At 59.8% G+C, this 26,184-nt stretch carries 18 protein-coding genes and 6 pseudogenes; 12 read left to right on the top strand and 12 right to left on the bottom strand.

Features of this window, described 5'->3' with window-relative positions:
• Nucleotides 1-76 precede the first annotated feature (76 nt).
• Together HAP41_RS07360 and HAP41_RS07355 are read right to left on the bottom strand one after the other, a co-directional pair.
• Nucleotides 77-1,357, bottom strand: coding sequence for a type II toxin-antitoxin system HipA family toxin (locus HAP41_RS07360; RefSeq protein ID WP_166103963.1), 1,281 nt, complete (start codon nucleotides 1,355-1,357; stop codon nucleotides 77-79).
• A complete protein-coding gene (locus HAP41_RS07355; protein ID WP_029084072.1) occupies nucleotides 1,354-1,641 on the bottom strand; it encodes a helix-turn-helix domain-containing protein in 288 nt (95 codons plus the stop codon). The genes HAP41_RS07360 and HAP41_RS07355 overlap by 4 nt, the downstream gene beginning before the upstream one ends.
• A gap of 295 nt (nucleotides 1,642-1,936) precedes the next feature.
• On the opposite strand from HAP41_RS07355, the gene HAP41_RS07350 reads away from it, so the two are divergent.
• Nucleotides 1,937-3,211 carry an IS256 family transposase gene (locus HAP41_RS07350; RefSeq protein WP_166064748.1) on the top strand — a complete coding sequence of 425 codons (1,275 nt, stop codon included), beginning with the start codon at nucleotides 1,937-1,939 and terminating at the stop codon, nucleotides 3,209-3,211.
• Between the two features lie 213 nt (nucleotides 3,212-3,424).
• Nucleotides 3,425-4,564 (top strand): annotated as a pseudogene (locus HAP41_RS07345) (IS3 family transposase).
• A gap of 207 nt (nucleotides 4,565-4,771) precedes the next feature.
• Here the strand turns inward: HAP41_RS07345 and HAP41_RS07340 are convergent.
• Nucleotides 4,772-4,918, bottom strand: a complete 147-nt coding sequence (locus HAP41_RS07340; RefSeq protein WP_166051656.1) for a hypothetical protein — start codon at nucleotides 4,916-4,918, stop codon at nucleotides 4,772-4,774.
• Between the two features lie 887 nt (nucleotides 4,919-5,805).
• On the opposite strand from HAP41_RS07340, the gene HAP41_RS07335 reads away from it, so the two are divergent.
• Nucleotides 5,806-6,342, top strand: a complete 537-nt coding sequence (locus tag HAP41_RS07335) for a GNAT family N-acetyltransferase (RefSeq protein ID WP_166103967.1) — start codon at nucleotides 5,806-5,808, stop codon at nucleotides 6,340-6,342.
• A gap of 574 nt (nucleotides 6,343-6,916) precedes the next feature.
• Here the strand turns inward: HAP41_RS07335 and HAP41_RS07330 are convergent.
• Together HAP41_RS07330 and HAP41_RS07325 are read right to left on the bottom strand one after the other, a co-directional pair.
• Nucleotides 6,917-7,348, bottom strand: coding sequence for a hypothetical protein (locus tag HAP41_RS07330; protein ID WP_166103970.1), 432 nt, complete (start codon nucleotides 7,346-7,348; stop codon nucleotides 6,917-6,919).
• Nucleotides 7,349-8,062: 714 nt separating this feature from the next.
• Nucleotides 8,063-9,337 (bottom strand): IS256 family transposase, encoded by a 1,275-nt coding sequence (locus HAP41_RS07325; RefSeq protein WP_166064748.1) that lies wholly within the window; start codon nucleotides 9,335-9,337, stop codon nucleotides 8,063-8,065.
• Between the two features lie 478 nt (nucleotides 9,338-9,815).
• Between HAP41_RS07325 and HAP41_RS07320 the strand changes: the two genes are divergently transcribed.
• The 5 genes and pseudogenes from HAP41_RS07320 to HAP41_RS07300 all read left to right on the top strand — a co-directional run bounded on the left by HAP41_RS07320 (nucleotide 9,816) and on the right by HAP41_RS07300 (nucleotide 16,324).
• Nucleotides 9,816-10,355, top strand: coding sequence for a hypothetical protein (locus HAP41_RS07320; protein ID WP_224580927.1), 540 nt, complete (start codon nucleotides 9,816-9,818; stop codon nucleotides 10,353-10,355).
• Between the two features lie 60 nt (nucleotides 10,356-10,415).
• Nucleotides 10,416-11,251: pseudogene (locus HAP41_RS07315) on the top strand (IS5 family transposase).
• 516 nt (nucleotides 11,252-11,767) lie between these two features.
• Nucleotides 11,768-12,555: pseudogene (locus HAP41_RS07310) on the top strand (E3 ubiquitin--protein ligase); the annotation flags it as partial.
• 602 nt (nucleotides 12,556-13,157) lie between these two features.
• Nucleotides 13,158-14,381 (top strand): HlyD family secretion protein, encoded by a 1,224-nt coding sequence (locus HAP41_RS50305; RefSeq protein ID WP_321576672.1) that lies wholly within the window; start codon nucleotides 13,158-13,160, stop codon nucleotides 14,379-14,381.
• On the top strand, nucleotides 14,378-16,324 hold the full coding sequence (locus HAP41_RS07300) for a glycosyltransferase (RefSeq protein WP_166103973.1): 1,947 nt from the start codon (nucleotides 14,378-14,380) through the stop codon (nucleotides 16,322-16,324). The genes HAP41_RS50305 and HAP41_RS07300 overlap by 4 nt, the downstream gene beginning before the upstream one ends.
• A 99-nt stretch (nucleotides 16,325-16,423) precedes the next feature.
• Here HAP41_RS07300 and HAP41_RS07295 read toward each other — a convergent pair.
• From HAP41_RS07295 to HAP41_RS07280, 5 genes and pseudogenes are all read right to left on the bottom strand, one after another.
• A pseudogene (locus HAP41_RS07295) lies at nucleotides 16,424-16,666 on the bottom strand (hypothetical protein); the annotation flags it as partial.
• Nucleotides 16,667-17,043: 377 nt separating this feature from the next.
• On the bottom strand, nucleotides 17,044-17,223 hold the full coding sequence (locus tag HAP41_RS50695; RefSeq protein WP_166103976.1) for a YegP family protein: 180 nt from the start codon (nucleotides 17,221-17,223) through the stop codon (nucleotides 17,044-17,046).
• A 682-nt stretch (nucleotides 17,224-17,905) separates the two neighbouring features.
• A complete protein-coding gene (locus HAP41_RS07290) occupies nucleotides 17,906-18,118 on the bottom strand; it encodes a hypothetical protein (protein WP_224580929.1) in 213 nt (70 codons plus the stop codon).
• Complete coding sequence (locus HAP41_RS07285; RefSeq protein ID WP_414643265.1) at nucleotides 18,099-18,446, bottom strand: ABC transporter substrate-binding protein; 348 nt, start codon at nucleotides 18,444-18,446, stop codon at nucleotides 18,099-18,101. The genes HAP41_RS07290 and HAP41_RS07285 overlap by 20 nt, the downstream gene beginning before the upstream one ends.
• A gap of 278 nt (nucleotides 18,447-18,724) precedes the next feature.
• On the bottom strand, nucleotides 18,725-18,937 hold the full coding sequence (locus HAP41_RS07280; RefSeq protein ID WP_166051786.1) for a hypothetical protein: 213 nt from the start codon (nucleotides 18,935-18,937) through the stop codon (nucleotides 18,725-18,727).
• An 821-nt stretch (nucleotides 18,938-19,758) separates the two neighbouring features.
• On the opposite strand from HAP41_RS07280, the gene HAP41_RS50300 reads away from it, so the two are divergent.
• Nucleotides 19,759-21,162 carry a GGDEF domain-containing protein gene (locus HAP41_RS50300; protein WP_166103979.1) on the top strand — a complete coding sequence of 468 codons (1,404 nt, stop codon included), beginning with the start codon at nucleotides 19,759-19,761 and terminating at the stop codon, nucleotides 21,160-21,162.
• Between the two features lie 25 nt (nucleotides 21,163-21,187).
• Here HAP41_RS50300 and HAP41_RS07270 read toward each other — a convergent pair whose 3' ends face one another.
• Nucleotides 21,188-21,427 (bottom strand): hypothetical protein, encoded by a 240-nt coding sequence (locus HAP41_RS07270; protein WP_166103982.1) that lies wholly within the window; start codon nucleotides 21,425-21,427, stop codon nucleotides 21,188-21,190.
• Nucleotides 21,428-22,775: 1,348 nt separating this feature from the next.
• On the opposite strand from HAP41_RS07270, the gene HAP41_RS07265 reads away from it, so the two are divergent.
• The 3 genes and pseudogenes from HAP41_RS07265 (at nucleotide 22,776) to HAP41_RS07255 (ending at nucleotide 25,110) form a co-directional block, all read left to right on the top strand.
• Nucleotides 22,776-23,531 (top strand): HAD family hydrolase, encoded by a 756-nt coding sequence (locus HAP41_RS07265; RefSeq protein WP_166103985.1) that lies wholly within the window; start codon nucleotides 22,776-22,778, stop codon nucleotides 23,529-23,531.
• Nucleotides 23,532-24,060: 529 nt separating this feature from the next.
• Nucleotides 24,061-24,417 carry an oleate hydratase gene (locus tag HAP41_RS07260; RefSeq protein WP_166103990.1) on the top strand — a complete coding sequence of 119 codons (357 nt, stop codon included), beginning with the start codon at nucleotides 24,061-24,063 and terminating at the stop codon, nucleotides 24,415-24,417.
• Nucleotides 24,418-24,424: 7 nt separating this feature from the next.
• Nucleotides 24,425-25,110, top strand: a pseudogene (locus HAP41_RS07255) (oleate hydratase).
• Here HAP41_RS07255 and HAP41_RS07250 read toward each other — a convergent pair.
• Nucleotides 25,089-26,081: pseudogene (locus HAP41_RS07250) on the bottom strand (IS110 family RNA-guided transposase); the annotation flags it as partial. The pseudogenes HAP41_RS07255 and HAP41_RS07250 sit on opposite strands and share 22 nt — an antisense overlap.
• Nucleotides 26,082-26,184: the final 103 nt, after the last annotated feature.

Here is a 26,184-nt window from a genome sequence, read left to right as displayed (position 1 = left end):
GTGATAGGAAGTAATCAGGAGCGGTCAGTTTCCAACTAACAAACCGGCTCAAGCGGCCCCGCTCCGCGGGTCCATTTCACCTTTTCAGAAGGCGTTGGCATTCTTTGGCTCGCTCGATCAACTTGGCGGAAAGGCGCTCGATAATGACGTTATCTAGCCCTTCCGCTTGCGCGGCAGCGCACACGTCGCTCACGTTGTCGGGGAGCAGTTCGGCCAGCGAGTTCAATCCAGCAATCACTTTTTCCGCATCGAAACGGGTCTCGCGGGCGAATTTCTGCCATTCGCGCGCACCTATCTGGGCTAGCCTGTATTCCCCGCCGACCTTCATAGCGAGCTTCATCTTCTGCAAGTCGACATCGTCGTAGGGAAGGATGCTGGCAACATCGTAGAGTGGCGCAAGTCGCACCGTGGGGCCGCTGGCTAGGAGTAGTGAGTAGTTCTTAGCGTGTGCATCGGTGCCTCCGATGAGCCAATTTAAGCCGAGGGCATCGATGAATGTATCGAGATCATCAACACTGTCGGTGGAGTAGGTGCGTAAAAGTTCGATAATATCCGCAGCGGACGGGCCGCCCTCGCTTTGATATTTCTTGGTTGGCATGATGCCGCGTGCCTGGCACGCGTCCTCTTGATGGACGCGAATGACGTCATTGCCACTGAACTGCCGATCGTAGCGTTCGACGACAATGGCGATCTCTTTCTCAAACCGCACGACTTTGGTTCCGGCGACGGGCAAGCCGAGATTGCGCGCGAGATTGAGGCAGATGTGCTCGTTCTCGGCATGGCCATCGAAATGGCCGGTCGGCGGCTTAAGGATATGGGTTGTCGGAATGCCTCCAGACGGTATCCCCCATCGCGCCTTTTGCAGAAGCAGCGCGGTTTTCGGCTGGGCGCCGGCAAGACTGAATTGCCCCGTGTCACGCGGCAACCGCCACGCGGCATGATCTTCTCTCAATGCTTGCAGACGTTTTGCGACGGCGGTTTCGTCAAGCCACTCAACCTTGTCATTCGTACCGCTTCGCAATTCCTCCAAACGATCGCGCGTGACGAATTGAATGGCGCCGGCGCAATCTTCGCCGACGTGGGAAATCAGGGCAAAGACGTTGCGAGCCGAGACCTGAAACTTCTTCGCCCAACGATCGAGAACGCGCTCATTGTCCGGGAGCAGGCCCCATAGAAAGGCCTGAACAGCGGCGGGACCGTGTTCCTCGGCCGCGAGTGGCATGGAGAGCGAAATGGGGTACGCGCCCCTCGTTTGACGCCAATCGCTGTCATAGACGAAGGTGAGGCGGCCACGAGCGTCGTTGTGCACGCGGCCGACTTCCCTGCCGTCCAGGAGCGCGACGAGTTCGCTGGTCATGGCCTGCTTCTTTTGGCTTTTGACACGATTGCATTGATATCGACGGCTGACTTTTCTGAACCGCGGCCATGTGGTTGTTCGCTGCCTGCGTCTAGATGGATGCCGAGAGCGTCAAGAGCGCGGAGTACGAGGCCGAGTTCGGCGCGCGCGTGGCCGCGCTCGACCTCGATGACCCACTGACGGCTGACGCCAATGCGCTTGGCGAGGCTGGACTGATCAAGCTTGTGCCGTTTGCGGGTATCCCGAATGATGGCCCCGAGATCGGCCGATGTGCGTATGAGCATGGCAATTCAAAACGTTGTCGTTCGCTTACATTACCATATGTCCGCGTTCGACGACAATTGAAAATGTCAGCGAGCGCTGACTTCCATAAATGTCATCGCTCGTTAACATGCGTAACGTCTCCTAACTGCGCTGCATAAACCCGCGACGGCTAAGAGCACCACGGACGTAATCGGGACGTTTCTGGTCTCCCTCCTGGGGGATGTCCCGGGTTCTGTTGAATTTCTGAAGAGGTCGGCGTTGCCCACCTTGAGCCGGTAGGCTCGGGGTGCTGATTCCACAAAGGAGAGCAACGCCATGACGAGAGATATCACACCGGCTGGTTGGCCGGCGACCGGGGCTGTGGAGAAATCATTTGCGGAAGTGCGAGCGAGCTTCGATCGGTTCTGCCTTGCGGCAGGAATCGAGGCGCTCGGCACGATGATGGAGGCGGATGTGACAGCGGCCTGCGGGCCGCGCCACGGTCGTGATGCGGCGCGGCGGGCGCACCGTTGGGGCCGAACGCGGGGGCGGATCGGTTTCCACGGCGGCAAGATCGAGGTCGATCGCCCGCGGGTCCGGGGCATGGACGGCCGCGAGGTCACGATCCCGAGCTGGGAAACGGCGGCGCAGGAGGACTGGCTCGGTCGCTGGGCGATGAACCTGATGCTGATCAATGTGTCGACGCGCCGGTTCGGCCGCGCCGTCCGGCTGCCCGAGGGTGACGTGCCGGCACCGCCCGGATCGGGGATTTCGAAGTCGGCGGCCTCGCGGAGGTTCGTGGCTCTGTCGGCGGCGCGGCTGGCCGACTTCATGGCTGCCGATCTGTCCGCGCTCGACCTTCTGGTGGTCCAAATCGACGGGCTGCATCTCGACGACGATCTCGTGCTGGTGGCCGCGATCGGGGTTGACGGCGAAGGCAACAAGCATCCGCTGGCGCTGGTGGAAGGGGCGACCGAGAATGCAGCAACGGTTCAGGCCCTGCTGGACAACCTGGTCTCGCGCGGGCTCGACCCGACGGTGCCAAGACTGTTCATCGCCGACGGCGCGAAGGCGTTGTCGAAGGCGATCCGCCGCACCTTCGGTTCGGCCGCTGCGATCCAGCGCTGCCAGATCCACAAGGCGCGCAACATCATGGAACGCCTGCCGAAAGAGCATCATGCGGCCACCCGCCGGGTGCTGCGCCAGGCCTGGGAGCTCGATGACGCCGACAAGGCTGAAAAATTGATCCGCAATCTCGCGCGTCGACTCGACCAGCAATGGCCCGGCGTTGCGGCCAGTATCCTCGAAGGCCTCGACGAAATCCTGACTGTCGTCCGGTTGAAGTTGCCGAAGGAGCTTCGCCGATCGCTCGCCTGTACCAATATCGCCGAGAACATGATGGGCACCATTCGCCGCGTCACGCGCAACGTTAAACGCTGGCGGGATGCCGGTATGGCCTTGCGATGGGTCGCGGCCGGTATGATCGAGGCCAACAAGGGCTTCCGACGATTGAAGGCGCATAAGCAATTGTCGGTTCTGCGTGCGGCCCTTCAAGCTCACCACGATCGCATGACAATCAAGTCCGTTGCCCACGTCACGAGGGCTGCGTAATATTCATTCCGGCAACGTCGACCCGACGTAGTTCAACAGCGATCGGGACATCCCCTGGTCTCCTGCCTTAGGCAGGTTGCACTCAAGCGAACAAGTGTGACGTTGCGAGAGCGACACACACGCAGAGAGCTGGCTCCGCAAATTCGGACAGTAGCTTGAGTGGATTTTCTGCCTGAGAGCGGCGAGGCTTCTTGCCGCGAAACAGGAGCGAAGATGACGAAGAGGAGTCGCCGGACGCATTCTCCGGCATTCAAGGCAAAGGTGGCTTTGGCGGCCGTGAAGGGGGAGAAGACATTGGCCGAGCTGGCGCAACTGTTTGATGTCCATCCGAACCAGATCACGACCTGCAAGTCCCAACTCCTGGAAGGCGCCGCCGGAGTGTTTGGGCAGGACAACGGACCGGCCGAGGCGCCGGTCGATTTGAAGCGTTACATGGCAAGATCGGCGAGCTTGCGTTGGAGAACGATTTTTTGTCCGGCGCGCTCACCAAGGCGGCCCTGCTGAGCGCAAAGCGATGATCGACCGCGACCATGATCTGTCTGTCGTGCGCCAGGCGAAGGTCCTGAACCTTGCCCGCAGTACGGTTTACTACGAACCTCGGCCGGTTTCGGCCGAGGACTCGTCTTGATGCGCCGGCTCGATGAGCTGTACCTCGATTATCCCTTCGCAGGGGGGCGCATGCTGCGATCGCTGTTGCAGCGTGAGGGCATGCAGGTTGGCCGCCGCCACGTCGGGACGCTCGCGACGCTGATGAAGCGCATGGGGATCGAGGCGATCTATCGCCGTCCGAACACGAGCAAGCCCGCACCGGGCCACAAGATCTACCCGTACCTATTGCGCGGATTGAAGATCGAGCGGCCGAACCAGGTCTGGGCAATGGACATCAGCTACATTCCGATGCGACGTGGATTCGTTTACCTCGCCGCGGTCGTCGATGTGTTCAGCCGAAGGGTATTGGTCCATCGCGTATCGATCACGATGGAGACGATATTCTGCGTCGAAGCGCTCCAGGAGGCGTTGGCGAAGCACGGCAGGCCCGAGATCTTCTTCAACACGGATCAGGGTAGCCAGTTCACCAGCCTCGACTTCACCGGCGTGCTGCTGGACGCGAACATCGCCATCAGCATGGACGGCAAGGGTGCCTGGCGCGACAACGTGTTCGTCGAGCGGCTGTGGCGCACTGTCAAATACGAGGAAGTCTATCTGCGTGCTTACGACAGCGTGCTCGAGGCGCGAGCATCGATTTCCAAATATCTGGCGTTCTACAATCGAGGACGTCCTCACTCGAGCCTTGACGAACGCACGCCCGACGAGGCTTACTTCGGCGCGCAAACGATGGTGACGGCCGCATGATCGTCGCCAACGATTTTGCTGCGGCTCTGGTCGGGCTTGCGCCCTCCCGACGCCACAGCAAAATCGTAAAGCCCCGCGTTCAGCATAACCCGGCAGGAATCCACTTAATTTTCGCGGGGCCCTGTCCAAACAACCGAGACCAGCTCTGTGATCAATTTCGCCAAAGGCGTCTCTGGCTAGACAAGGCCCACTCCAAAGAAAGAAGTCTCAGATCATGGTGCCGTACCAAATCACGAGCGCGAAGATCACCAGCAAGACGATGGTGATGATCTGTTCACCGATGGGTATCGGTTGTTTGTCCATGACCCGCGCCGAATCGAAACGGCCTTCAAAGCAAAGCTTGATCGATTGCATCCACGATTACTGAACCAACTCAGCCATCATTTGAATACGGCGACGACATCGATGATGACGAAGAGGCCGCCAACTGAGGCGCCCTTACTAATGGGCGGCTTTTGGTACCGGGCCTTCTTCGTTTGACTTGCTCAATCAGAGGCCGGATTAGATGTTTAAAAGCGAGGCTGAGACATGTGATCAGCACCAAGATCGGCCAGTATGCCAAAATCGCAAGAGCGGCCAACCATGCTGGGCTGCGCTGCTCCCGCCAAAAATACACCGACGCTGCGGTGATGTGGGCCGCGACTATTGCGGCCCAGATGGCTAGCGCGACGTTGGCCGCCTCTCCGAGTGTCACCGCCTCCCACGCGGCTTCAATCGGCCTTGAAGGCGCGCTTTCGCTTGTCATAATTTGCTCGGCCTTCCCACATTGCCCGCTGGTAAGCCCCACGGAGTCAGCTCGAAAAGGCTAACGAGGACTGACGGTACTGCATCAGCAGTGGATCGGGACCCTACCCACTCTGGGGGGCCGTACTTTTTGATGGCGACAGAAATCCCTGTATGGCTTAAGCCCGCAAAGCCACCCTTTGATCTCGTCGGATTCCATCGGGTCTTCAAGCGCGCCCACTGAATAATGAGGCAATGCGGCGGCACACCCAAGACTGCCTACCCAAAAGCAGTCTTGAATCTGATTTGCGCCTAAAAGGGAATCCTTAGAGTCCACACCACCTAGAGCGCTGAGTACTGCTTTGGACGACGCAAAGCGAGCGTGTCAGGCGACGCCTGCGCATTGGGCGCATTGGGCGCATTGGGCGCATTGGGCGCATTGGGCGCATTGGGCGCATTGGCAAGAAATATCGACTTGTCAGCTTTTTGTCAGCTTGTCTACATAACAACTCGTTGCGATGAGAACCAATTACAACAATGCCTACGGGCAAAGTGTGGACCAGCAGCGCGATGCGTTGGCCGGCACTTCTGGCGCAGATATGACTGCTTTTACGGCCGCTTTAGCTGCTGAAGGGCCGACCTCTTTTGCTGTTGAGAAGAGGACAGGTGAGTCAGTCAGGCTACACAGAGCAAGTAGCAATTTTGGCAACGTCCAAAATCTTTCTTTGTTTTCTGATGCCAGTCAACACAATAAGGTGGGGACTATGACCGTGGCGCCGGTGCGCGACAGTTTGCGAATTCTTACCATAGAGAATGTTGGCCGGTCGAGGTACAAGGGGGTCGGGACGGCTATGATCGAAGTCGCCGATCACATTAGGGAGTCCGCGGGACTTTCCACGCTATCCCTTCTCTCTCAAGATGAGGGAGCTTCAGAATTTTTCTACAAGAAGGGATTCCGGTTTACGGACGAGGACAAGAATGCGGAAATGCGGACTCTCATTTCCAATCCACGATACGCATCAGATGAAATCCTTATGGGCGAGATGGAGCGCTAGCATACCTCAGGGGGCAGGGCCGGCCGGGCCCGCTGAGAGAAACCAGTTCATCTATAGTTAAGGCTTGTGCCGGGCGTCATGGATTGGAAGGCCGGCCAAGCGCTGGCGTAGAACAGCCGCAACTAAATCTCTGGTGCAGGTACCGCATTGGGCATCTGAAATGGACCCCGATTTTGGGGCCAGAGGTTAAGTTGGAAAAGGGCCGCTCCGTATGATGACGGTCGCGCTTGGCCTTCTGGCGTACAAGGCTAATCTGTGGTCTGGCTAAGGCCATCGGTGGTGCAGGTCATCGATCAGATAAGCGTGCGCATGTCCGGATGCTTCTCCACGTACATGCGGGTGATCGGACGGCAGTTCGGGATGTTGATGCGGAACAGTGTCCGCGTCGGCGGCCAAGCCGCCCGGGGCAGGAGGAGCCCGACGGCGCCTTTGAGAGAGCGAACGCAAAGAAGACCCGGCGCGCACGCGAAAGGGTCGATGGACCGCTGTATCCGATTGTGGCGCGCATCCGTCTCGACCTAGACCAAAGCCGGGCCCTTCAATCCTGCGAAAAACGGTAATTCGAACCATAGACCTAGTGAGGCGGACATGCCGGATAGGCGACAGCCGTTATGGCACGTCCGTTTCGCGGCTTGGGCAAATCGTATTCTTCGCCGTCCAGCAGCGACGTGATTTGCCATTCAAATGCCTTGCGATCGATCGCATACATGCAATCGCGCGCGCCTTCAAAGCCCACAGTCCGGGCAGCCAGCGCTTGACCATGATGATTGAGAAATTCTACGCCGCTCACATCAAGAGTACGCATACGACGAAGGCCGCCAGATTGGCACATGCACGTGAGAGCGTCGAGCTCTATGATGGCTTGTTGCGTGAAGGTCAGGCCGCCTGCTGATCGGCGGGTTTGTCGGCTTTGCGCAGGAGCTTCCATTCCCAGGGCAGCATAGTTCGTGAGCAGACGCGATGCGGGAAGATCGGCGATGCGGGGCGAGGACGTCCGCCCATCCAACAGCTTTAGCCGGTGCTTTTTTACCCAATACTTCTGCGGTCAATGCCTTATGACGGGAGACGAGGCAAGGCAATTGAAGCGGGGCGACTATGTTTGAGGGCTAGGGACTGCCGAGGCGGGCCTTGGCGTCGTAAGGAGCGTGGGCCGTTTTGGCGTTGTTATCCAATGGCAGATGGTCAACAGACCTCCCTCTTCTTTAACGACATGAAATTGATGAGCCGAACCGACATTAACGGCCGCATCACCTGAGTAATGATTCTGGCAGTGAAGTAGCAAGGCCGTCGCGCCCGAGGATTTGCTTCGATCTCGAGCACGTCGAGTTGATCGGCACAACGACCTTCTCAGCTAGACTTCTCGACCGGTATGCGCACGCCAATTCCGATGGGCGCGCGCCCTTGGCGCTTGGACCATGTCGCAATCTACCCTGTCCGATCTAATACCTTGATGGCACAAGTCCAACTTGGCGGAGCACGCGCTTCGGCAGCGTAGGGCTAAGCACATGCTTTCCCTTCTCTTCAAATACAGCATCTCAGTATCCGCAATGGCACACCGCTTGCTGATCAAGCGCAGGGACCCGATTCGTGCGACCATTTCGGCCTCACAATTGCGGGCTGAAGCTCAGATGAGCCAACTCAGAGCCAGGGTGTGAGGACGATCCCGGGGATGTCCCGATCGCTGTTGAACTACGTCGGGTCGACGTTGCCGGAATGAATATTACGCAGCCCTCGTGACGTGGGCAACGGACTTGATTGTCATGCGATCGTGGTGAGCTTGAAGGGCCGCACGCAGAACCGACAATTGCTTATGCGCCTTCAATCGTCGGAAGCCCTTGTTGGCCTCGATCATACCGGCCGCGACCCATCGCAAGGCCATACCGGCATCCCGCCAGCGTTTAACGTTGCGCGTGACGCGGCGAATGGTGCCCATCATGTTCTCGGCGATATTGGTACAGGCGAGCGATCGGCGAAGCTCCTTCGGCAACTTCAACCGGACGACAGTCAGGATTTCGTCGAGGCCTTCGAGGATACTGGCCGCAACGCCGGGCCATTGCTGGTCGAGTCGACGCGCGAGATTGCGGATCAATTTTTCAGCCTTGTCGGCGTCATCGAGCTCCCAGGCCTGGCGCAGCACCCGGCGGGTGGCCGCATGATGCTCTTTCGGCAGGCGTTCCATGATGTTGCGCGCCTTGTGGATCTGGCAGCGCTGGATCGCAGCGGCCGAACCGAAGGTGCGGCGGATCGCCTTCGACAACGCCTTCGCGCCGTCGGCGATGAACAGTCTTGGCACCGTCGGGTCGAGCCCGCGCGAGACCAGGTTGTCCAGCAGGGCCTGAACCGTTGCTGCATTCTCGGTCGCCCCTTCCACCAGCGCCAGCGGATGCTTGTTGCCTTCGCCGTCAACCCCGATCGCGGCCACCAGCACGAGATCGTCGTCGAGATGCAGCCCGTCGATTTGGACCACCAGAAGGTCGAGCGCGGACAGATCGGCAGCCATGAAGTCGGCCAGCCGCGCCGCCGACAGAGCCACGAACCTCCGCGAGGCCGCCGACTTCGAAATCCCCGATCCGGGCGGTGCCGGCACGTCACCCTCGGGCAGCCGGACGGCGCGGCCGAACCGGCGCGTCGACACATTGATCAGCATCAGGTTCATCGCCCAGCGACCGAGCCAGTCCTCCTGCGCCGCCGTTTCCCAGCTCGGGATCGTGACCTCGCGGCCGTCCATGCCCCGGACCCGCGGGCGATCGACCTCGATCTTGCCGCCGTGGAAACCGATCCGCCCCCGCGTTCGGCCCCAACGGTGCGCCCGCCGCGCCGCATCACGACCGTGGCGCGGCCCGCAGGCCGCTGTCACATCCGCCTCCATCATCGTGCCGAGCGCCTCGATTCCTGCCGCAAGGCAGAACCGATCGAAGCTCGCTCGCACTTCCGCAAATGATTTCTCCACAGCCCCGGTCGCCGGCCAACCAGCCGGTGTGATATCTCTCGTCATGGCGTTGCTCTCCTTTGTGGAATCAGCACCCCGAGCCTACCGGCTCAAGGTGGGCAACGCCGACCTCTTCAGAAATTCAACAGAACCCGGGACATCCCCACGATCCCTGCTCACATGCTTGATGGCCGGTCTCAGAAACTTAACACATCGGAATTGAGAGGAACGTCATGGCTACGACAATCACAATCAACGTGCAAAACAACAGCCCCTCGCTTCAGAACTTCTTCTTCTTCCAGCAGCCGGCTATCTACACGGGCGGGCCTGAGGTGTATACGAATAGTCTGTATTCTCAAGCGCTCCTACCCTATGCGACATCCGGCGCGATCCTGACCTTTTCACTAATTCTGCAGGATTACGCAGGTGTTCAACAGCAGGTTACCCCCCAACGGTCGGTAAACCCTCAGGTCAACTTTCGGCCACGCAGGCGATCAACGTAACGCCGGCGGCCGGCGGAACACCAACCAAGAATACGACGACGATGACCGTAACTCCATCGCTCGGGCTCTCGTCGCCGGTTTCCACGTCCGGACCGCAAGCCGGCTCTTTCCGGATTATAACGCCGGTCTACAACCCTACCCTGGAGAACTACAATGCAGGATCGGCCCTGCAGACTCTTACCGGTGGCGTCACATTATCCAATTTCGTGACAGCCCAGCCGAATACCAATCTGGATTGTCAGCCCATTCGCATCTTCTATGTCCAGACCGGCAATTACACCGCTGGTACGGTGATGAACTTCACGGCATCTTCGGCCACTGCCGCCGTTTGCGATGCGACGCCGGGCTATTCAAGCTTCAGCGTCGTATACAACGCTGACGGTACGTGGACAATCAAGCCTTTTGCCGTCGTACGCGCCGCTGATGGACGCGGAAGGCTTGTCGAAGGTACAACCGCGACAAATGCCGAGGTGCTGAACGAAGCTGGGACTGCAACTATCTCCACCGGCTATGTTGCTGACGGCAATTTCAATCCTCCCATCCTGGTGCAGACTCTAAGTGTCTGTTCCAAAACATGTTGAGTCGAATGAATCGGTTGTGATTCAAGGTGAGCGGCCTGATTCGATGGGGACGCGCCGCCAATGTGGACTACCGAGAACCGTGCACGCTACGACCGCAGCCGCCTGCGCTATCCGAGCGACTTGACCGACGAGGAGTGGGCGCTGATCGCGCCTCGCATCCCGCCGGCCAAGCGCGGCGGCAACAAGCGTACGGTGGACCTGCGCGAGATTGCCAACGGGCTGATGTACATCCTGAGCACAGGTTGCCAGTGGCGCGCGATCCCCAAGGACCTGCCGCCGCGCTCGACGCTGTATGGCTACTTCGATCTGTGGAGCTGGAACGGCACGCTCGATAAAATTCATCACGCCCTCTATGTCGAATGTCGCGAAAGGGCCGAGCGCGAGGCTTCTCCCACCGCCGCCATCATCGATAGCCAGAGCGTGAAAAGCGCTGAAAAAGGGGGCCTCATGATCTCCATGGCTACGACGCGGGCAAGAAGATCAAGGGCAAGAAGCGGCACATTCTCGTCGACACGCAAGGCCTCTTGATGCACGCCATCGTGCATGCGGCGGACATCCAGGATCGCGACGGCGGCGTGCTCCTGATGGCAACGTTGTTCGGCCTCTATCCCTTTCTTCTGAAGCTCTACGCCGACGGCGGATATCAAGGGCCACATTTCCAGAAGGGGCTGCGTAGCGCTCTGAAGCGCGTGAACCTCGAAATCGTCAAACGCTCCGATCAGGCTCACCGTTTCGTCGTCTTGCCCAAACGCTGGATCGTCGAGCGTACCTTTGCCTGGCTCGGGCGATGCCGAAGACTGTCCAAAGATTGGGAATGCTTCAATCACAGGGCGCTCGCCTTTCTCAAGCTGGCCTCCATCCGACTCATGCTGCGAAAGCTATGCAGTCCAAGGTAATCTTTCCGGACAGACTCTAAGCCATGCTGCTGCAATCAACGTGCTTGGCGAATATCAGGTTGGTCCAATCGGTGGCCCGAAGATAGGGACAACTTGCATCGATAAGCAGGGAACCTCGGCGACGTTTGCCCCGTAGGGCCAACCAAAGCTCCTGCCGCGCTTATGAGTGCCCCGTCGGGGCACTCACTCGCGGACAGCATCTCCAGCCGCTGCTGGGCGAGTATGGTCGGCAAATCACGACCGCTTCACGGCGGTCGGGAGCCTCCGATGTCTTGAATTCGAAACCGCGTGACGGCTTTTTGCGGCCGACTGGGCTACGTAGATAGCACGCGCGCGACCTCAAAAAAGAGCGCTCCCTCCTCGAAGGTTGAGAGGATTGACCGGTTCAACCTCAAACTGGGCTTACTTCTGTCACCGCTGGCAACCGAGCGACCCGGGGTTCTGCAGCGACACTCGTCAGCTGATCGACAGGTAGGCCTGCTAAGGGCAGAACGCTGCCACGTTGACGGTCCTCCGGGATATCGGACCCCGGCCTCCGCGCGCGCGCAGATCCTGGACAACTGGGTTTCGGACAACGCGGGCTCGCACTTGCTGGATTTGTCCTCCCTCTCCCTGACCGCTTTGCCCGCCGCCCTGCCGCCCTGCCGCCAAGATTGCTTGAACTGCGCGCCAGGCACAACGAGCTAAGCAGCCTGCCCGCTAGCTTCCCACCCGGTCTTCAGCATCTTCTCATTAGCCATAACCGGTTGATCAGTTTGCCGGACGCTCTTCCGGCGACCCTCTCTCGGCTGGAGGTGGCCGATAACAGCTTGACCAGTCTGCCAGCCAACCTTCCGGCTCGGCTCGAGATCCTGAACGCAAGCGACAACCGACTAACTAGCCTGCCGGACGCTCTCCCGAGCAGGCTCACCTCGCTCGCGGTTAGTGGCAATCAGCTGACCGACCTCCCCGACTCCCTCCCATCGGGGCTCATTGAACTCGATGTCAGCAGCAATCAATTGGCCAACCTCCCCGCCCCTCTTCCGAGCACGCTCCAATCGCTCAATCTCAGCGGTAACCGGCTGACCAGCCTACCTGAGGGTCTTTTATCGAGTTTTAGCTACCCGCATTTGGAGAACCTCGAGTTCGGGGATAACCCGCTGCCGGACGACGTCCTCGCTAATCTGGCGGCGGCTGAAGCGCCACCTCAGCTTGCGCAGCAATCTCTGTATGAGGCTGCCGCGCACTGGCTGGGAGACGCCCCCTCGGCACTGGCCGAATGGCAGCACTTTGCGGATGAGCCCGGCGCGCAGGACTACGCACGACCACTGCGCGTCCAGGAACGGCAGGTGCCCATCCAGTGTGCTTTGACGTAATCGAGAACGGCCGCTGCTAGTGGCATCGAGCGCGGCACGCTCACAGGTGTGACTCCGCACGCGCGAAGTCAATCAAGCACTTGGGACGCCGATCGGCGTCCGGATTCCACGCCGATTCACAGGGGCTTCCGTCAGCGTCGAGCCTTGCAACCGCTTTACGAGAGCGCGCGGTTTCGCCGCACCCTAAGTAGAAACTAACTGTTGCAAACGTCTAGGTTGTTTGCAACCCTCGGCTTGGGCCTCAGAAACCTAAGATAGCATCAGTGGCCATCAATGGGCCAGCGTATAACGGCCCCGTTCGGTGGGACGGTGCGCCTATGTCTAAGGGGCACCCCAAAAGCACATTGGCCGTTCAGGATTATGGTTTCTGAACCCCGCGCGCACTGACAGTTCAGGTCCGGTCATCATGGATCAGGCACAGCCGCAGAAGCCGCTTCCCGAAGGCGATATTCCCGTCATCAAGGACGAGGAAGCGGGCGCGCGGGGATTGCAGCGCGACTTGCAGGACCGCTTGCGTCCGGCGGACGACGAGCCGGTCAGCGAGCCTGTCAATGATAGCCCCCCCCCATCCCGAAGCGCCTGCAGGCTCGGGCCGGTGGGTTCGACGCCTGCTCAAGGTCGGCATTGGCCTCGCCCTCGTCGCGATCTTCGGATGGCTGCCGCTGAAAGCCGTGTTGCAGACCTCGAGCGTGGAGGCCGTGGTCAATGCCAGGATCGTAACCCTGCGCTCGCCGATCGACGGCACCGTGAGTGCGAAGCCGCAGATCTCCACGCAGCTCAGTGTGGTCCACGAAGGCGATACGATCCTTCATGTCGTCAACGCGCGCGGCGATCGGGTGCGGCTCGACGATCTCCGGCGGCAGATGTCCCGGATGGAGAATGAGCGCCCGAGCCTCGCCGCAAAGCTTGCGGCCGCCGAGACGTCGCAACAGGACCTCGCGCGCCAGGCGGCCCAGTTCCGCGACGGCCGCATCCTCCAGCTCGAGGCGCGCATCGCCGAAATCCAGACCGCGATCGAGGCCGCGGCCGCGCGACGGGAAGAAGCGACGGCGGCGGTTGAACGCGCCTCGTCGCTGATCAAATCGGGCAGCGTCTCGACGGTCGAAATGGCCCGGCTGACGCGCGAGCAGGCGATCGCCCATCAGACCGAGATAGGCGCGCAGCGCCGGCTCGACGCCGCCAAGGTCGAACTCACCGCGGCAAGGAACGGCACCTATCTTGGCGACAGCTACAATGACCGGCCGAGTTCCGTGCAACGCGAAGAGGAGATGCGCCAGCGCGTCAGCGATCTGCGCGCCGATCTGGTGCATTCCGATGCGGAGATCGACTGGCTTACCCACGAGATTGCCTCGGAGCAATTGCACTACATCAACCGGGCCGAAGCCGACATCAAGGGGCCGGTCGCCGGGCGCATCTGGGAGATGATGACGTCGCCAGGCGAGGACGTCAGGGCCGGGCAGCCCCTGCTCAAGCTGCTTGATTGCAACGGTGCGGTGGTCACCGCCAATGTCACCGAAGGCGTCTATAACCGCCTCAGGCTTGGTGAGCAGGCGAGCTTTGAGCCGAACGACGGCAGCGCTTCGATCAAGGGTGAGATCGTCAACCTCACCGGTGCATCGGGGGCGCCCGCGAACCTTGCGATCAATCCGGATGCGCTGAACAAGGAACCGTACCGGGTGACGGTCTCGATGCCGGAGCTCGATACCACGGGCAAGGAATGCGCAGTCGGCCGCACCGGGCGGGTGGTCTTCAACACGGACGCGGCAAAGCCATGATGGCGGCATTCGCGCCCGGGCTGGTCGCCTTCGGCGCCTGTCTTGCGATCCTGCCGATGCTCCGGCGCGAGCAGACGCTGGGGCGCGTCATGATGACCGGCATATCGTTCCTGCTGCTGTTGCACTACTTCGTCTGGCGGGTGACCCAGACCTTGCCGCCGTTGGGGCTCACCGCCGACGCGGTGGTCGGCTATCCCTTCGTGGCGGCCGAGGCGGCCTCGATGATCGCGGTGTGCCTGTCGTTGCTGTTCCTCAGCCGGACCATCGACCGTTCGCCCGCGGTCAATGCCATCCTGCGTCAATCCAGGGCATTGACGGATGCGCCGCGCGTCGACGTCTTCATCTGCACCTACAATGAAGAGAAGGCGATCCTCGAGCGCACCATCATCGGCGCCACTGGGCTGAACTATCCAAATTATCGCGTCTGGGTGCTCGACGACGGACGGCGGCTCTGGCTGCGCCGGCTCGCCCAGGAGCTCGGCTGCAACTATCTGACCCGTCCGGACAACCGCCATGCCAAGGCCGGCAACATCAATCATGCGCTCCAGCACGTTTCCGGGCTGCCGGACCGGCCGGAGTTCGTCTCGATCCTCGATGCGGATTTTGTCCCGATGCCGGACTTCCTGACGCGGGCGATGAGCCTAATGCAGGACGGCACCGTCGGCGTCGTGCAGACGCCGCAGCACTTCATCAATCCGGATCCGATCCAGACCAATCTCGCCGCAACCGACGTCTGGCCCGACGAACAGCGTTTCTTCTTCGACATCCTGATGCCGGCCAAGGATGCCTGGGGCACGGCATTTTGCTGCGGCACCTCATCGCTGATCCGCTTTTCCGGCCTGATGCAGATCGGCGGCTTTCCGACCGATTCAGTCACAGAGGATTATCTCGTCACGCTGCGCCTGAAGGAAAGGGGATTGCGCACGGTCTATCTCAACGAGCGCCTGACCATCGGCCTCGCGCCGGAGGGATTGAAGGAATACATCACGCAGCGCGGGCGCTGGTGTCTCGGCTTCATGCAGATCTTCAGGGGTCGCAGCGGGCCGTTCTCGCGGCAATCGAAGCTCGCCTTCATGGACCGGCTGTCGCTGGTCGACGCCTTCATGAGCTGGGCGGCGGTCTATGGCACCAAGGTTTTCGGCCTCGTCGTGCCGTGGCTCTATCTGCTGTTCGGCATCAAGGCGGTTCACGCCGATCTGTTCGAGCTTCTGAAGTACTTCATGCCGTTCTATGTCTGGCACGCCTTCACCATGGCCTGGATCTCGCGCGGTCGCTCGCTCGCGATCATGACCGACGTGTCGCAATACATCGCAGCCCCCGCGGTCTTGAAGGCGGTCGTGACCGGCCTCGCCAAGCCGCAAGGCCACAAGTTCAAGGTGACGGCCAAGGGCGGCGACCGCAATCGCCGCTTCATCGAGTGGCCGCTGCTGCGGCTCTATGGCAGCGCCTTGCTCATCACGCTGCTGGCGATCGCCTACGCATTCATCCTGCATCTGCGCGGCGACAGCATCGCCTATGGCGGGCTGGCGCTGGCCTGGAGCCTCTATAATTGCGTCGCGCTCGCGATCGTGTGCTTCATTTGCATCGAGCAGCCGCGGCGTCGCAAGGCCGAGCGCTTCGAGCGTGACGAGCCGATCCTGATTCACGATGGTACGGAGCCGCGGCTGGTCCGGATGGTCGACATTTCGATCTCGGGCGCGCGCTTCATCGATCCCGCCCCTCCCGCAATCGGCGCCTCGATCAAGTGCAATGTCTACGGACAGAACGTGGCCGCGCTCGTGGTCCGCCGCACCCGCGATGGCTTCGGCGTCCGTTTCGAGGACGCGGTTGCGACGCGGATCAATGTCGTGCGCGCATTCTATGCCGGCGAATATGTCCGCGCCTTCCGCAGTGTCCGCGCAGCGCCGGTTGGCAAGGCCCTGCTGATGCGGCTGTTCGGCTAGAGCGGCATGAATGAGGTGGGCCTGCAGCAGTCCCATCCGTCGTCATTCCCCGATGCGCAATTGCGCATCGGGGAATGACGAGTGGAGAGAGGCGACGCGTCAGGCCGCCGGCTTCGCCGCCTGGTCCTCGGTCGACAACAGATGCAGCAGCGCGCTCTTGATCGCGGCCTGCCGGGTCGGCGCGGTGATCTGGGCGCCGAGCAGGTCGGTGATATAGAACACGTCGCGGGCGCGCTCGCCGAAGGTCGCGACATGCGCCGAGGCGATGTTGAGGTTGAGCTTCGAGGTCGCGGTGGTCAGCTGGTAGAGCAGGCCGGGGAGGTCGAGGCCGGAGACCTCGATTGTGAATCGACGCTGAACATTGACCCCGCACTTAGTCGATTTCCCACGTGAACCTGATCTGATCGCCGACTTGGATCTGATAGGGGGAGCAGAACCAAGCCAAGGAGAAGATATCCCGCGTGCAGGCGCGGCAACCTCTGATAAACGAAAAATATCCAGGGCTGAGCGGATCGATTCTTGAGCAACAGCGAGTATTGGGTTGCTTGAGCTAGCGCGGCGTTCGCCGGCTGCGACGCGCGCCGTTCGTTGGTTAGCTCTTTCTCAGCGTAGCTAATATGGATCGGCATAGGCGTCTCTCCTGATTTTGATCGGCAGCATTGATGATCGCCGATGAGTTACGGTTACATGTGTCGATTTCCCTATCAACGCTACCGACGCTAGGTAGTGGATATACGGATCGGAGTTTCGTCAGTCGTGGCTTGGACGAGCCTGATGGCGCGAATAGCATCATCCTTTTTGTGGTAGCTTTCGCCGGAGGTGACGATATAGAGACCATTCCGCGCGTGAAGCTTCGAACGCCATTCCTGGTGCTCGTCTCGGTATAATTCGAAATGCATCGTAAGTCTCCGACGATGGTCAATTCGCAGTCTTCAGTCCTTTACCGTTCGTTCGTCCCTTGGACTAGTCCAAGGGCAGGGACAGCATCAGGTCTTGCGATGGTAGCCTTCACCGGAGCTGGCAATCTTATGGTGATTCCCGCCGTGCAGCGACCAACACCACTCTCGCTTGTCGTCCTGACAGAGGTGGAAATACATCGGTGGTCTCCGGCGATGGTGCGTTCCGCCATACCCATTCGACCACATTCGGTGACCTGCAAAGCCTATGAGAAACGGTAGTTTGCAGCGGATCAGCGGCCGCGCTTACGCCGCTCGCCCGGTTAGCTCGGATAACTGAAATGGACCCTACACTGAGGACCGCTGGGTCCGGTTTCTTAAGTGGAGCCGCTGCCGTTCGTTCTTCTCAATAGCCTTACGCTACTCTTGCTTGCTGCTGTTGTGGCCCTGGGGATGTAGGCAACGCGCAGCGTTGTCCAAGCGTCTCGCTTGCGAGAAGCGTCATATCTACAGCCTCATGGCCATCCGAATAACCCTTGAGATGTCCTCATATTTTAGCGCGCCACAGGCGTTCGATGAACACGTTGTCTATCCAGCGCCCTGTTGTCGGGCAGAACTATTGTTGTTGGCGGATTGACTGTCTGTAGCCCGATCGAGACAGATCGGGCTGGCCCGCCCGTCCGACTTACTGCGTCTTCAGGAGATTGCAGGCGCTGTCCGCGGCCGGGCGCCAAGCATCTTCGGCCGGAATGGTCCGCGTGATCTCGTAGTAGTCATCAGGATATTTTGACTCGTTCGACGCCTTTATGCGCGCGGCATAGAGCGGTCGCATCACCTGACCGTCGGCGCGGATCCTAACATTCTTCATCTCGAAATCATTAGCCGGGGTGTTCTTCATCTGTCGCACCACCGCCTCGCCTTTCGTCCGTCTGCGCCGCGGCAATCGCCTTGAGATAGTGCATAACTGCACTGTAGGTGCTCGCGTGCGCCTCGTTCGGGATCCGCCCATCGAATGCTGCCTCGTAGCGCTTCGCGAAGGCGCGCGTCTCGTCCGTCCTATCCCGGTAAAACGTGGTGGTCAGACGTACATTCTGCAGCGGCTGCAGGCCGATGCTGTGCGTCTGATTGATCATCAATCCCAGCGGAGCTAGCTGCTGCTTCTGCGTGAGCCCGAACTCCTCAGCCCGCTTCAGGGCATTGGCGAAGTCTGCCCCCGAATCGGGCAAAGCGACGACCTTTGCACCGCTCGATTGGGCCGTCAGGAGAGCAGACGCGAAATCGGAAGAATGGCGGAGCGGCGGCGCAGCTCCCGCTTGCCACTCTCAGGCCTGGAATCGCAGAAGGCCTCGAGGAAGATCCAGATCCATGCATCGACCAGCAAGGAGCCTTCCTCCGAAGTGACTGTCAAAGATTACGCAGCCCCTTGGCGATCGCTTGGCCAACCTCTCGCTTAGCCTGATGACCATGAATTATCAAGAAGAACCAACCAATTGGCATGCCGACCTCACGGTCGATGGGCTTCGACGCGGTCCATCAGGATACGGACCGACGCGTCGCCAGCGATGAGCCTCTCTTCCGGCAAATGCAGCGGGCACGGCACGAACCCGATCTCGAGCGTACCTTTATCGTCATAGTCGTAGATGTTGAACGCCCAGTGCGCGTAGATCCGCTCGGCCGAAGCACTTGCCCGCCCCGCCCAAGCATTCGATAGAGCCAACCGGCGATTACCTTCTCGCGGATATATCCTCGTGCGTGATCCATGACGGATCGAGTAACTCGTCCTTGCCGTAAGCCAATCTCACAGGTTGCGTTAGGGAACCTACAAGGTTTGGCAGGCGGCTAACTCAACCAGCTTAGGTATCCTACGGCCCCGGTCGCGCAGTGCGGGGACATCCCAGACGAAGGAGATCGCAGATGGCCTACAAGAAACTCGCCAATCAAAGCGGGCTGACGCTTACGGTTTTGCTCATTACGCGTGTTGACTCGGAGCCGAACCGGTAACGGACCGATTGTGGCGGCGGCACTACCGGGGGGCGGTAGGCAGACGATTGAGTACGGTAATACGCAGACTCCTTTCCAACGGGATCGTGATTTCCTTGTCTTTCGATGGAGGTTTTCGAGCGCCTCGCAGACCGTGACAACTCGCGGGAGGGGCCGGAATAATCTGCTGAACACACGACACGTTGACCCAGCGGAGCGGGCGGCCTGAACGCGGTGGGCTCGAATACATAAACGCAGTCCGCGGCGCTGCTGATCCCGGCGGCGGCGGGAGCTGGCCGCTGCTGGACGACAAGGCCGACCCTATCCGCGCCGCCGCCTGCTCGATGGGGTGCCGCAGGACGGAAAGGTCAAGCTCATGCCTCCGTCGCAGCGGTGATCGCGGGCTCCGAGTTGTTGAACGGCCTCCGGCCGCGACGCATCCTGGTTCCTTCAACTGGCTAGTACACAAGGACCGAAGGTGCTCTGGGACAGTATCCTTCGGAGACGCTCAAGTGTCCACGAAACGATCTGACGTCATCATGGGAGACGGTATTGCATATGAGCACCAATCGTGCGGTACCCGAGCCGCCTAATGCGCTCCGGCTGATCACACAGGCGTATATGAGCCTTCTCCTCATCGCCTTCGCCTTGATGCCTGCCCAGTTCATTGCCTACCTGTATTTCCAGCAGGATCCCACGCTAAAATTCGAAAATCACCCATTCCATGAATTCGCGATTGCCCTCGCCACCCTCGAAGGGCTGTTCGTCACCTACGTGACGTGTCGCTGCTACCGGTCTTCCGGCGAACCTCTGTTGCGTTGGTTGACGCTGGGTTTTCTCGGCTTCGTATTGATCTATTTACTGCACGGCGCCTTCACCAGGATGGCACACCGCAACATCTGGCTGTTTCTGCTCTATGGACCGGCGTCGCGTCTCGCGATGTCGATTCTTCTCTTCGTTGGGCTGCTCAGCTATAACCAGCCATCAGACGAGGTCGAGAAGCGTTCGGATGCGCGCACATGGCTGATGTGGACCAGCCTGTTCCTGACCGTGGATATAGCTGTCGCATTGATCGCCTACTCCCCCTATGCGGGACACCCGGCGGTACGCTTGTCCATGGAGGGCGGTGCACTGGTGTTCAGCGCGCTGAACGTCGCGGTCATGCTCATGCGAGGGATTCACTCGCCGCTCATGCTTGTTTTCGGCATCTCGGTCGCGTGGTTTGCGTTATCGTCGCTCGCATTCATTTTGGCGGCACCGTGGAATCATATGTGGTGGCTCGCCCACGCGATCTTTGCTGGCGGGTTCTTCCTGCTCAGCTATGGCGTTGTCCAGGCTTTCCGAACGACGCAATCCTTCTCGACCATCTATAGCCAGGAAGAAATGATGGCCCGCCTGGCCGATTCGATGGCCCACACTCAAAGGGCGCTACAGCAAGTGCAGGTGAGCAATCAAAGGTTAGAACGCCTTGCCGCCACCGACCCACTGACCGGTGCCGGAAATCGGCGACACTTCCTCGACCATATCGGCGCCGAGATCGCGCGGGCCAAACGAACCGGTGCTCCATTATCTCTGCTGTCGCTCGATCTCGACCATTTCAAGGCTATCAATGACTCACGTGGTCACAGCGTCGGCGATGGGGTGCTCCGCGCATTTGTGCGAAAGTGTTTGGAGGCAATTCGCCCTTATGACTCTGTCGCACGCGTGGGCGGTGAAGAATTCATGGTCTTGCTGCCCGGGGCGACGCTCGACACGGCTTACGCGGTAGCCGAACGCCTTCGATCGACGATTGAAGGCACTGCATTCGACGTCGAAGCTCAGCCGTCGGTCGGCGTCACCATCAGCGTTGGGGTGTCGGAGTTCGGGCGCGATGGAGACACGCTTGACGGATTGCTGAACGTCGCCGATCAGCGGCTCTATCGCGCAAAACATGAAGGTCGCAATCGTGTGATTGCCGCGTAAGCTTCATTCATTCGCGCGCTTAGCCTCAGGCGCTCCGCGCAATGGCGCTCATTTTCGCTGTCATTCTCCAGGTCAGATCCGAAGCTCCACTTACCAATTTCTCTTCGTCGACCATCGCGAAAGCGAGAAAGTTTTTCGGAATGAGTCCGGAGCAGGGCAATGGCTTCTCGGTCAGAAAGTTCGCGCTGAAGCTGGTCGAGCAGGCGCGCCGCATTCTTCGTTGCTCAAAAAGCTCGGGAAAATCCAGTTGCCGGAGATCGCCCATACCGCACTAACCCAGGCAAGCGACTATGCCGGCACCTTCTAGGTGGAGCGCGGCTTAACTGGGACGGTTCTCGGGAGTCGCGCAGCCGGTCGAGGAAGAGTCGAAGAAGAATCATGACGTCGGCCGCAATCGCCCATTCATCAATTGCGTGATCCTGCGCCTGGACAGCGCGTTCTATCGATCCTCGGGCAGATGCTGGCGGGCAAGGTGGGTGATCGCGACCGCAGCGGTGTCGACAACCGTCTGTTCGTGAACGGGGTTGCGGGTTCCGCGGTCCGGCGCCTACTGGCAGCACCTGCACCTGCCGGAGCGCTATGGCAAGTGGAACAGCGTGCCTGCGCGGTTTCCCGCTGGCCAAAGCGGCGTGTGGGAGAAAGTGTTTGCCGAACTGATCCGGGATCGCGACAATAAATACCTGATGCTCGACACCACTCTGGTTCGCGTCCACCAGCAGGCCGCGAGCGGAGAAGGGGGCCAAAACTCAAGAACTCGGGCGCTCCGGAGGTTGTTTGACGACCAAGATCCAGATGCTCTGCAACGGCCTCGGTCGTCTCATGGCCGGTCAACGACACGGCAATCTCACTACGAAAGCCCTGCTCGAAGGCTTTGAGGCCGAGGCCGTGCTAGCCGACAGGGCCTATGACTACAACGACATCTGCGCAAAACCATCGCAGACAGGAACTCCCAAGCAGAATTCCTCAGCCGCTCTCGCAAGGTCCCGATCCCCCACGACGAAACGATCTACATCTACAAGCTGAGAAACCGCATCGAGCGCTGCTCAACAAGCTCAAAACACTTCCGCCGCTTCGCTACGCGATTCGACCGACGGGCCGAACTTCCTCGCGTTTGTCCATCTCGCCGCAATCTGCTTTTGGCTTCAATGAATGTGGAGTCGTCCTAGCTATACGCCCAACCAACGCGCTCCTGAGGCGGCGCTGTATCATAGCAACCGAATTCGGCATGGCGTTCAGTTCTGAGCGGGACAGCAGCGGGGTCTTTGCACGGAATCGTCCCCTTCGTGCGGCGATGCGTGAATAGCTTACCTCACCGCAGAGGGGGGCTGTGTTTTGCGACGATCCAGCATCTTCGATCCCTCGCGGAACGACCTCGACCAGGATTTCTTGGCAAAGTCCAAGTGGCACTTCTTAGCCTGAAAGTGGATTGTCCTTTTCGCCGTCAGTGACTTCTCCGAAAATCAATAAGAGCGCGAAGGCCCAGCCAGCCCACTTCCATTGGCTTTGCATACGTCCACGCCGTACCGAATGAGGTGGGTATGACAAGTTGGAGATTGTGGTACCTTCTGAAGGTTGATGATCGGAACTGAGCAGCAAACCAAGCACGTCGGCAAATGAACGCGGAGAACAACTTCGCGGCGCGGCTCATTGACGCCGGTCGCCTCGCAGCAATAGCACGTACATGCGGTCTGAAAGCTGACGTCTCATATTACGTCAATGAGGCGCTCAAAGAGCTTTGGCGAAGCAGGTCGCCCGACGAGGCAAAGAGGATCGCTGAGCGTTGGGTCTTGTGGGACGCAGAAGGGAGGCCGTGGCCGCGCCTGCCATCGCTGAAAAACGTGGTTCCGTTCTATCGCGCCGGCGCGGCACAGGTATCGATTGTGAATCGGCCGGTGACGCCACTGCATGCAGTCCGGAACTGGTTCGAAGGCCAGAATGAGGAGGTACGATGCGAGATCGCTGGCATGGCAGCGCTTCTGGTCTTGGAAGGTGGTGGTCTTCTCGAATGCAGCAGCAAAGGGTGGTGTGACCATCTTCGGAGGTGGCTGAGCGAGGCGGGATTGCCAGCCCATACGATCATCGGCCGCGCTTTGAGGTTCCGGACCTGTTTTGAGTATTTCGCGGAGAGCAGGTTCACCGAGTCGGGCTGGAGACGGTCCGAAGCGGCCACTCTCAAAATTCTCGAAGATGCCAAGCGCGACCCGAACTCGGAAGCTGTGCGGTTTGTACCAATTGCCCGAAAACTGCTTGATACCTTGCCCGCTCGAAAAATCCGTTGGATGGAAGTACGGAAGTCCTGGAGAGAACTGGCGAACGCCAGCCTCACAGCCCGGGCTCTCAGGGTATGGAGCGCCTCACAGATGAGATAGGAGGTAACACGGACCCTGGTTCAGAAGTGTGGCGCCATCCCGAAAGACTTTCGCGATGCGCAAAGGACCGGGTATGTGCTTGCGCTCGAACTCAACCCGGCCGCTGGCCAAGCACCTTGTAAGGTCGCCTTGGGCATCTTCGTACTGACGTATGCTCGACTTCGGCAAAGGCGACAACTGGCACCGTCTCAATTTCCGTCTTGTCCGGTTGCTTTCTGTCTTGTCTGGTTGAAGACGGAGATGGTTGTAAGCCCGACATGACGGCGCTCCTATTCCGTCTTCGAGCAAAGCCCGCAATCAGCTTTTGCGCGCCGCGCAGCCGCTGCTGGTATGGCTTGATCCAATTCGATGATCGCGGCGCCGTTGCTGCTTATGGTCAGGCGCTCGACGGCGACTGCATGTGGCTGTGCACCCCGAAGGGCTTCTGGCGCTTGTTGATTATGATGCAGTCCGGGAGCTGTGCTTCGCGATCATATTGTTTTGCACGGCGCCATCGGCGCGCCGATTGCATAGACATTCCAACCGCTAGATGCTGGCGAACTTTATGTCCTCTGCTTCTCTCGTTTCTCGCCTTAATCCACCGAAGCAGGCGGCTCCTCGCAAGGCCTATTTGGTCGGAACAGGCATCGCCGCCCTGGCCGCAGCGGCTTACCTCGTCAAGGAGGGCGGGCTATCCGGCCCGAATGTCGTCCTGTTCGAGCAAATGGAGCAGTTCGGCGGAAGCCTCGACGCACATGGCGATCCGAAGGACGGATATGTCATGCGCGGCGGGCGCATGTTCGAGGAAAAGTTCAACTGTACCTACGACTTGTTATCCTTCATTCCCTCGATTGCCGACGAGACCAAATCGGCGAAGGACGAACTGAGAAAGATCGGCTCGACCTGAGCGCGCCTTGCGCGGCTCCAGAATCGGTGCTCGACGCCAGGACGATCCAGAACTGGTTCGAACCCCACTTTTCCGCAGCAAGTTCTGGCTCATCTGGTCTACAACCTTTGCATTTGCGCCATGGCACAGTGCCGTCGAGTTCAAGCGATACTGTCTGCGCTTCCTGCATCTGTTCTCGACGATCGACACTTTCGCGGGGATCTACCGCACCCAGCTCAACCAGTTCGACGCCATGGTCCGTCCGACCGTCGCATGGTTGACGGCGCGGGGCGTGCGGCTGGAGATGGGGACGGAAGTGACCGATGTTGACATTGTCGCCGAAGGCGGGACGAAGACCGCGACGCGCTTGCGCTATCGGCATTGCGGCGAAGATCGCGCCATCGATCTGGCCGAACGGGATCTTGTGTTCGTGACCAACGGGCCAATGACATCCGATACGAGCTACGGTTCGATGGACACGGTTCCCGTGCTGAATACGGAGCGAACTGGAGGACGTGGAAACTTTGGGAGCGCCTGGCTGCCAAGAGTCCGGATTTCGGCTACCCCGCCGCCTTCGCTTCCAAGATCGGTCAGTCCAAATGGGAATCGTTCACAGTCACCGCGGACGACTCGAGCTTCTTCGACCGGCTAGAAGCCTTCTCCGGCAGTAAGGCCGTCAAAGGCGAGAATCCGCCGTCGACCCAGATACAGTGAAGAACGATGGCGATTTTGCGCGCGATGGCGACCTTTGCCTTTCGCATGCCAATCCGATTGGCGAGCTTCATGCCCCAAGCCTTGAGAGAGGACCATTTCTTCGTTCGATAAAGCAGGACGGTCGCCGCCCCGTACAGGTACGTTCGGAGAAGACGGTCGCCCCATCGTGATATCTTGCCGTTGATGTCAGTTTCACCAGACTGGTTTCGTCGGGGCGTAAGACCCAGATAGGCGCCGACGCTTGATGCCGATCGGAAGCGCGATGGGTCGTCGATCGTATGGCGGAAGGCCAAGGCGGTCACGACGCCGACACCAGGAACCGTCATCAGGCGGCGCGTCGTCTCATCCGACTTCGCCAACTGGCGGACTTCGTCGTCGAACTTGCTTTGCTGCTTGCAGATCTGCTCATGGATCGACAGAAGCGGCGCGATCACACCGAGGAGTTGATGATCTTCGCCCAATAGCTCGCAGACCTGATTGCGAAACTTCAGTCCGATCGCGCGTGGGAAGAGCAAGCCGTATTCTTTGATTAGACTGCGGACCTGGTTCTCGATATCTCGACGAATGGCCACGAGCCGAGATCTCGCGATGAGTATCGCGCGGATCTTCTGACTTTCCTCACTCTTGACTTTGACTTCTCGATACCAGCCAACCCGCACCAATTCGGCCAGACCTCGAGCATCATTCCGATCGCTCTTGTTCATGCGTACGGACAAAGCCGCGTGGGCATGCCGCGCGTCGATGCAGACCACCGGAAGATCAACCCTACGAAGTTCATGCCATAGCCAACTCGCCATCGCCCCGGTCTCAAATCCGATGCGCTCCGCCTGTGGCGCCCGCTTGCGAAGCAGTGCCGTGAGCGCCCCCGGGTCGGACTTGGCCTTTCCCTCGAACAAGACCTGACCCACTTCGTCGACCACACATACTGACGTTTCTCTTTGCGAGACATCCAGCCCAACATATTGCTTCATAGCCCCCTCCGATTCGCGAGATTGCGGGAAGGCTTGAAGATAGCGGACCTTTCGAGCCGCGGGCGCCGACCGCAATTACGTCATCGTTTGCAAATTTGACCCC

The organism is Bradyrhizobium barranii subsp. apii (genome assembly GCF_011516635.5).
Classification (GTDB): Bacteria; Pseudomonadota; Alphaproteobacteria; order Rhizobiales; family Xanthobacteraceae; genus Bradyrhizobium; species Bradyrhizobium barranii.
The sequence above is the reverse complement of the archived record's forward strand: the minus strand, read 5'-3'. Positions and strand labels throughout refer to the sequence as shown.

Excerpts from the sequence above, each read along its gene's own strand:
- HAP41_RS07360 (WP_166103963.1), bottom strand. The coding sequence starts at position 1,357 with ATGACCAGCGAACTCGTCGCGCTCCTGGACGGCAGGGAAGTCGGCCGC.
- HAP41_RS07355 (WP_029084072.1), bottom strand. The coding sequence starts at position 1,641 with ATGCTCATACGCACATCGGCCGATCTCGGGGCCATCATTCGGGATACC.
- HAP41_RS07350 (WP_166064748.1), top strand. The coding sequence starts at position 1,937 with ATGACGAGAGATATCACACCGGCTGGTTGGCCGGCGACCGGGGCTGTG.
- HAP41_RS07340 (WP_166051656.1), bottom strand. The coding sequence starts at position 4,918 with ATGCAATCGATCAAGCTTTGCTTTGAAGGCCGTTTCGATTCGGCGCGG.
- HAP41_RS07335 (WP_166103967.1), top strand. The coding sequence starts at position 5,806 with ATGAGAACCAATTACAACAATGCCTACGGGCAAAGTGTGGACCAGCAG.
- HAP41_RS07325 (WP_166064748.1), bottom strand. The coding sequence starts at position 9,337 with ATGACGAGAGATATCACACCGGCTGGTTGGCCGGCGACCGGGGCTGTG.
- HAP41_RS07320 (WP_224580927.1), top strand. The coding sequence starts at position 9,816 with ATGACCGTAACTCCATCGCTCGGGCTCTCGTCGCCGGTTTCCACGTCC.
- HAP41_RS50305 (WP_321576672.1), top strand. The coding sequence starts at position 13,158 with ATGATAGCCCCCCCCCATCCCGAAGCGCCTGCAGGCTCGGGCCGGTGG.
- HAP41_RS07300 (WP_166103973.1), top strand. The coding sequence starts at position 14,378 with ATGATGGCGGCATTCGCGCCCGGGCTGGTCGCCTTCGGCGCCTGTCTT.
- HAP41_RS50695 (WP_166103976.1), bottom strand. The coding sequence starts at position 17,223 with ATGCATTTCGAATTATACCGAGACGAGCACCAGGAATGGCGTTCGAAG.
- HAP41_RS07290 (WP_224580929.1), bottom strand. The coding sequence starts at position 18,118 with ATGAAGAACACCCCGGCTAATGATTTCGAGATGAAGAATGTTAGGATC.
- HAP41_RS50300 (WP_166103979.1), top strand. The coding sequence starts at position 19,759 with ATGAGCACCAATCGTGCGGTACCCGAGCCGCCTAATGCGCTCCGGCTG.
- HAP41_RS07270 (WP_166103982.1), bottom strand. The coding sequence starts at position 21,427 with ATGGGCGATCTCCGGCAACTGGATTTTCCCGAGCTTTTTGAGCAACGA.
- HAP41_RS07265 (WP_166103985.1), top strand. The coding sequence starts at position 22,776 with ATGAACGCGGAGAACAACTTCGCGGCGCGGCTCATTGACGCCGGTCGC.
- HAP41_RS07260 (WP_166103990.1), top strand. The coding sequence starts at position 24,061 with ATGCTGGCGAACTTTATGTCCTCTGCTTCTCTCGTTTCTCGCCTTAAT.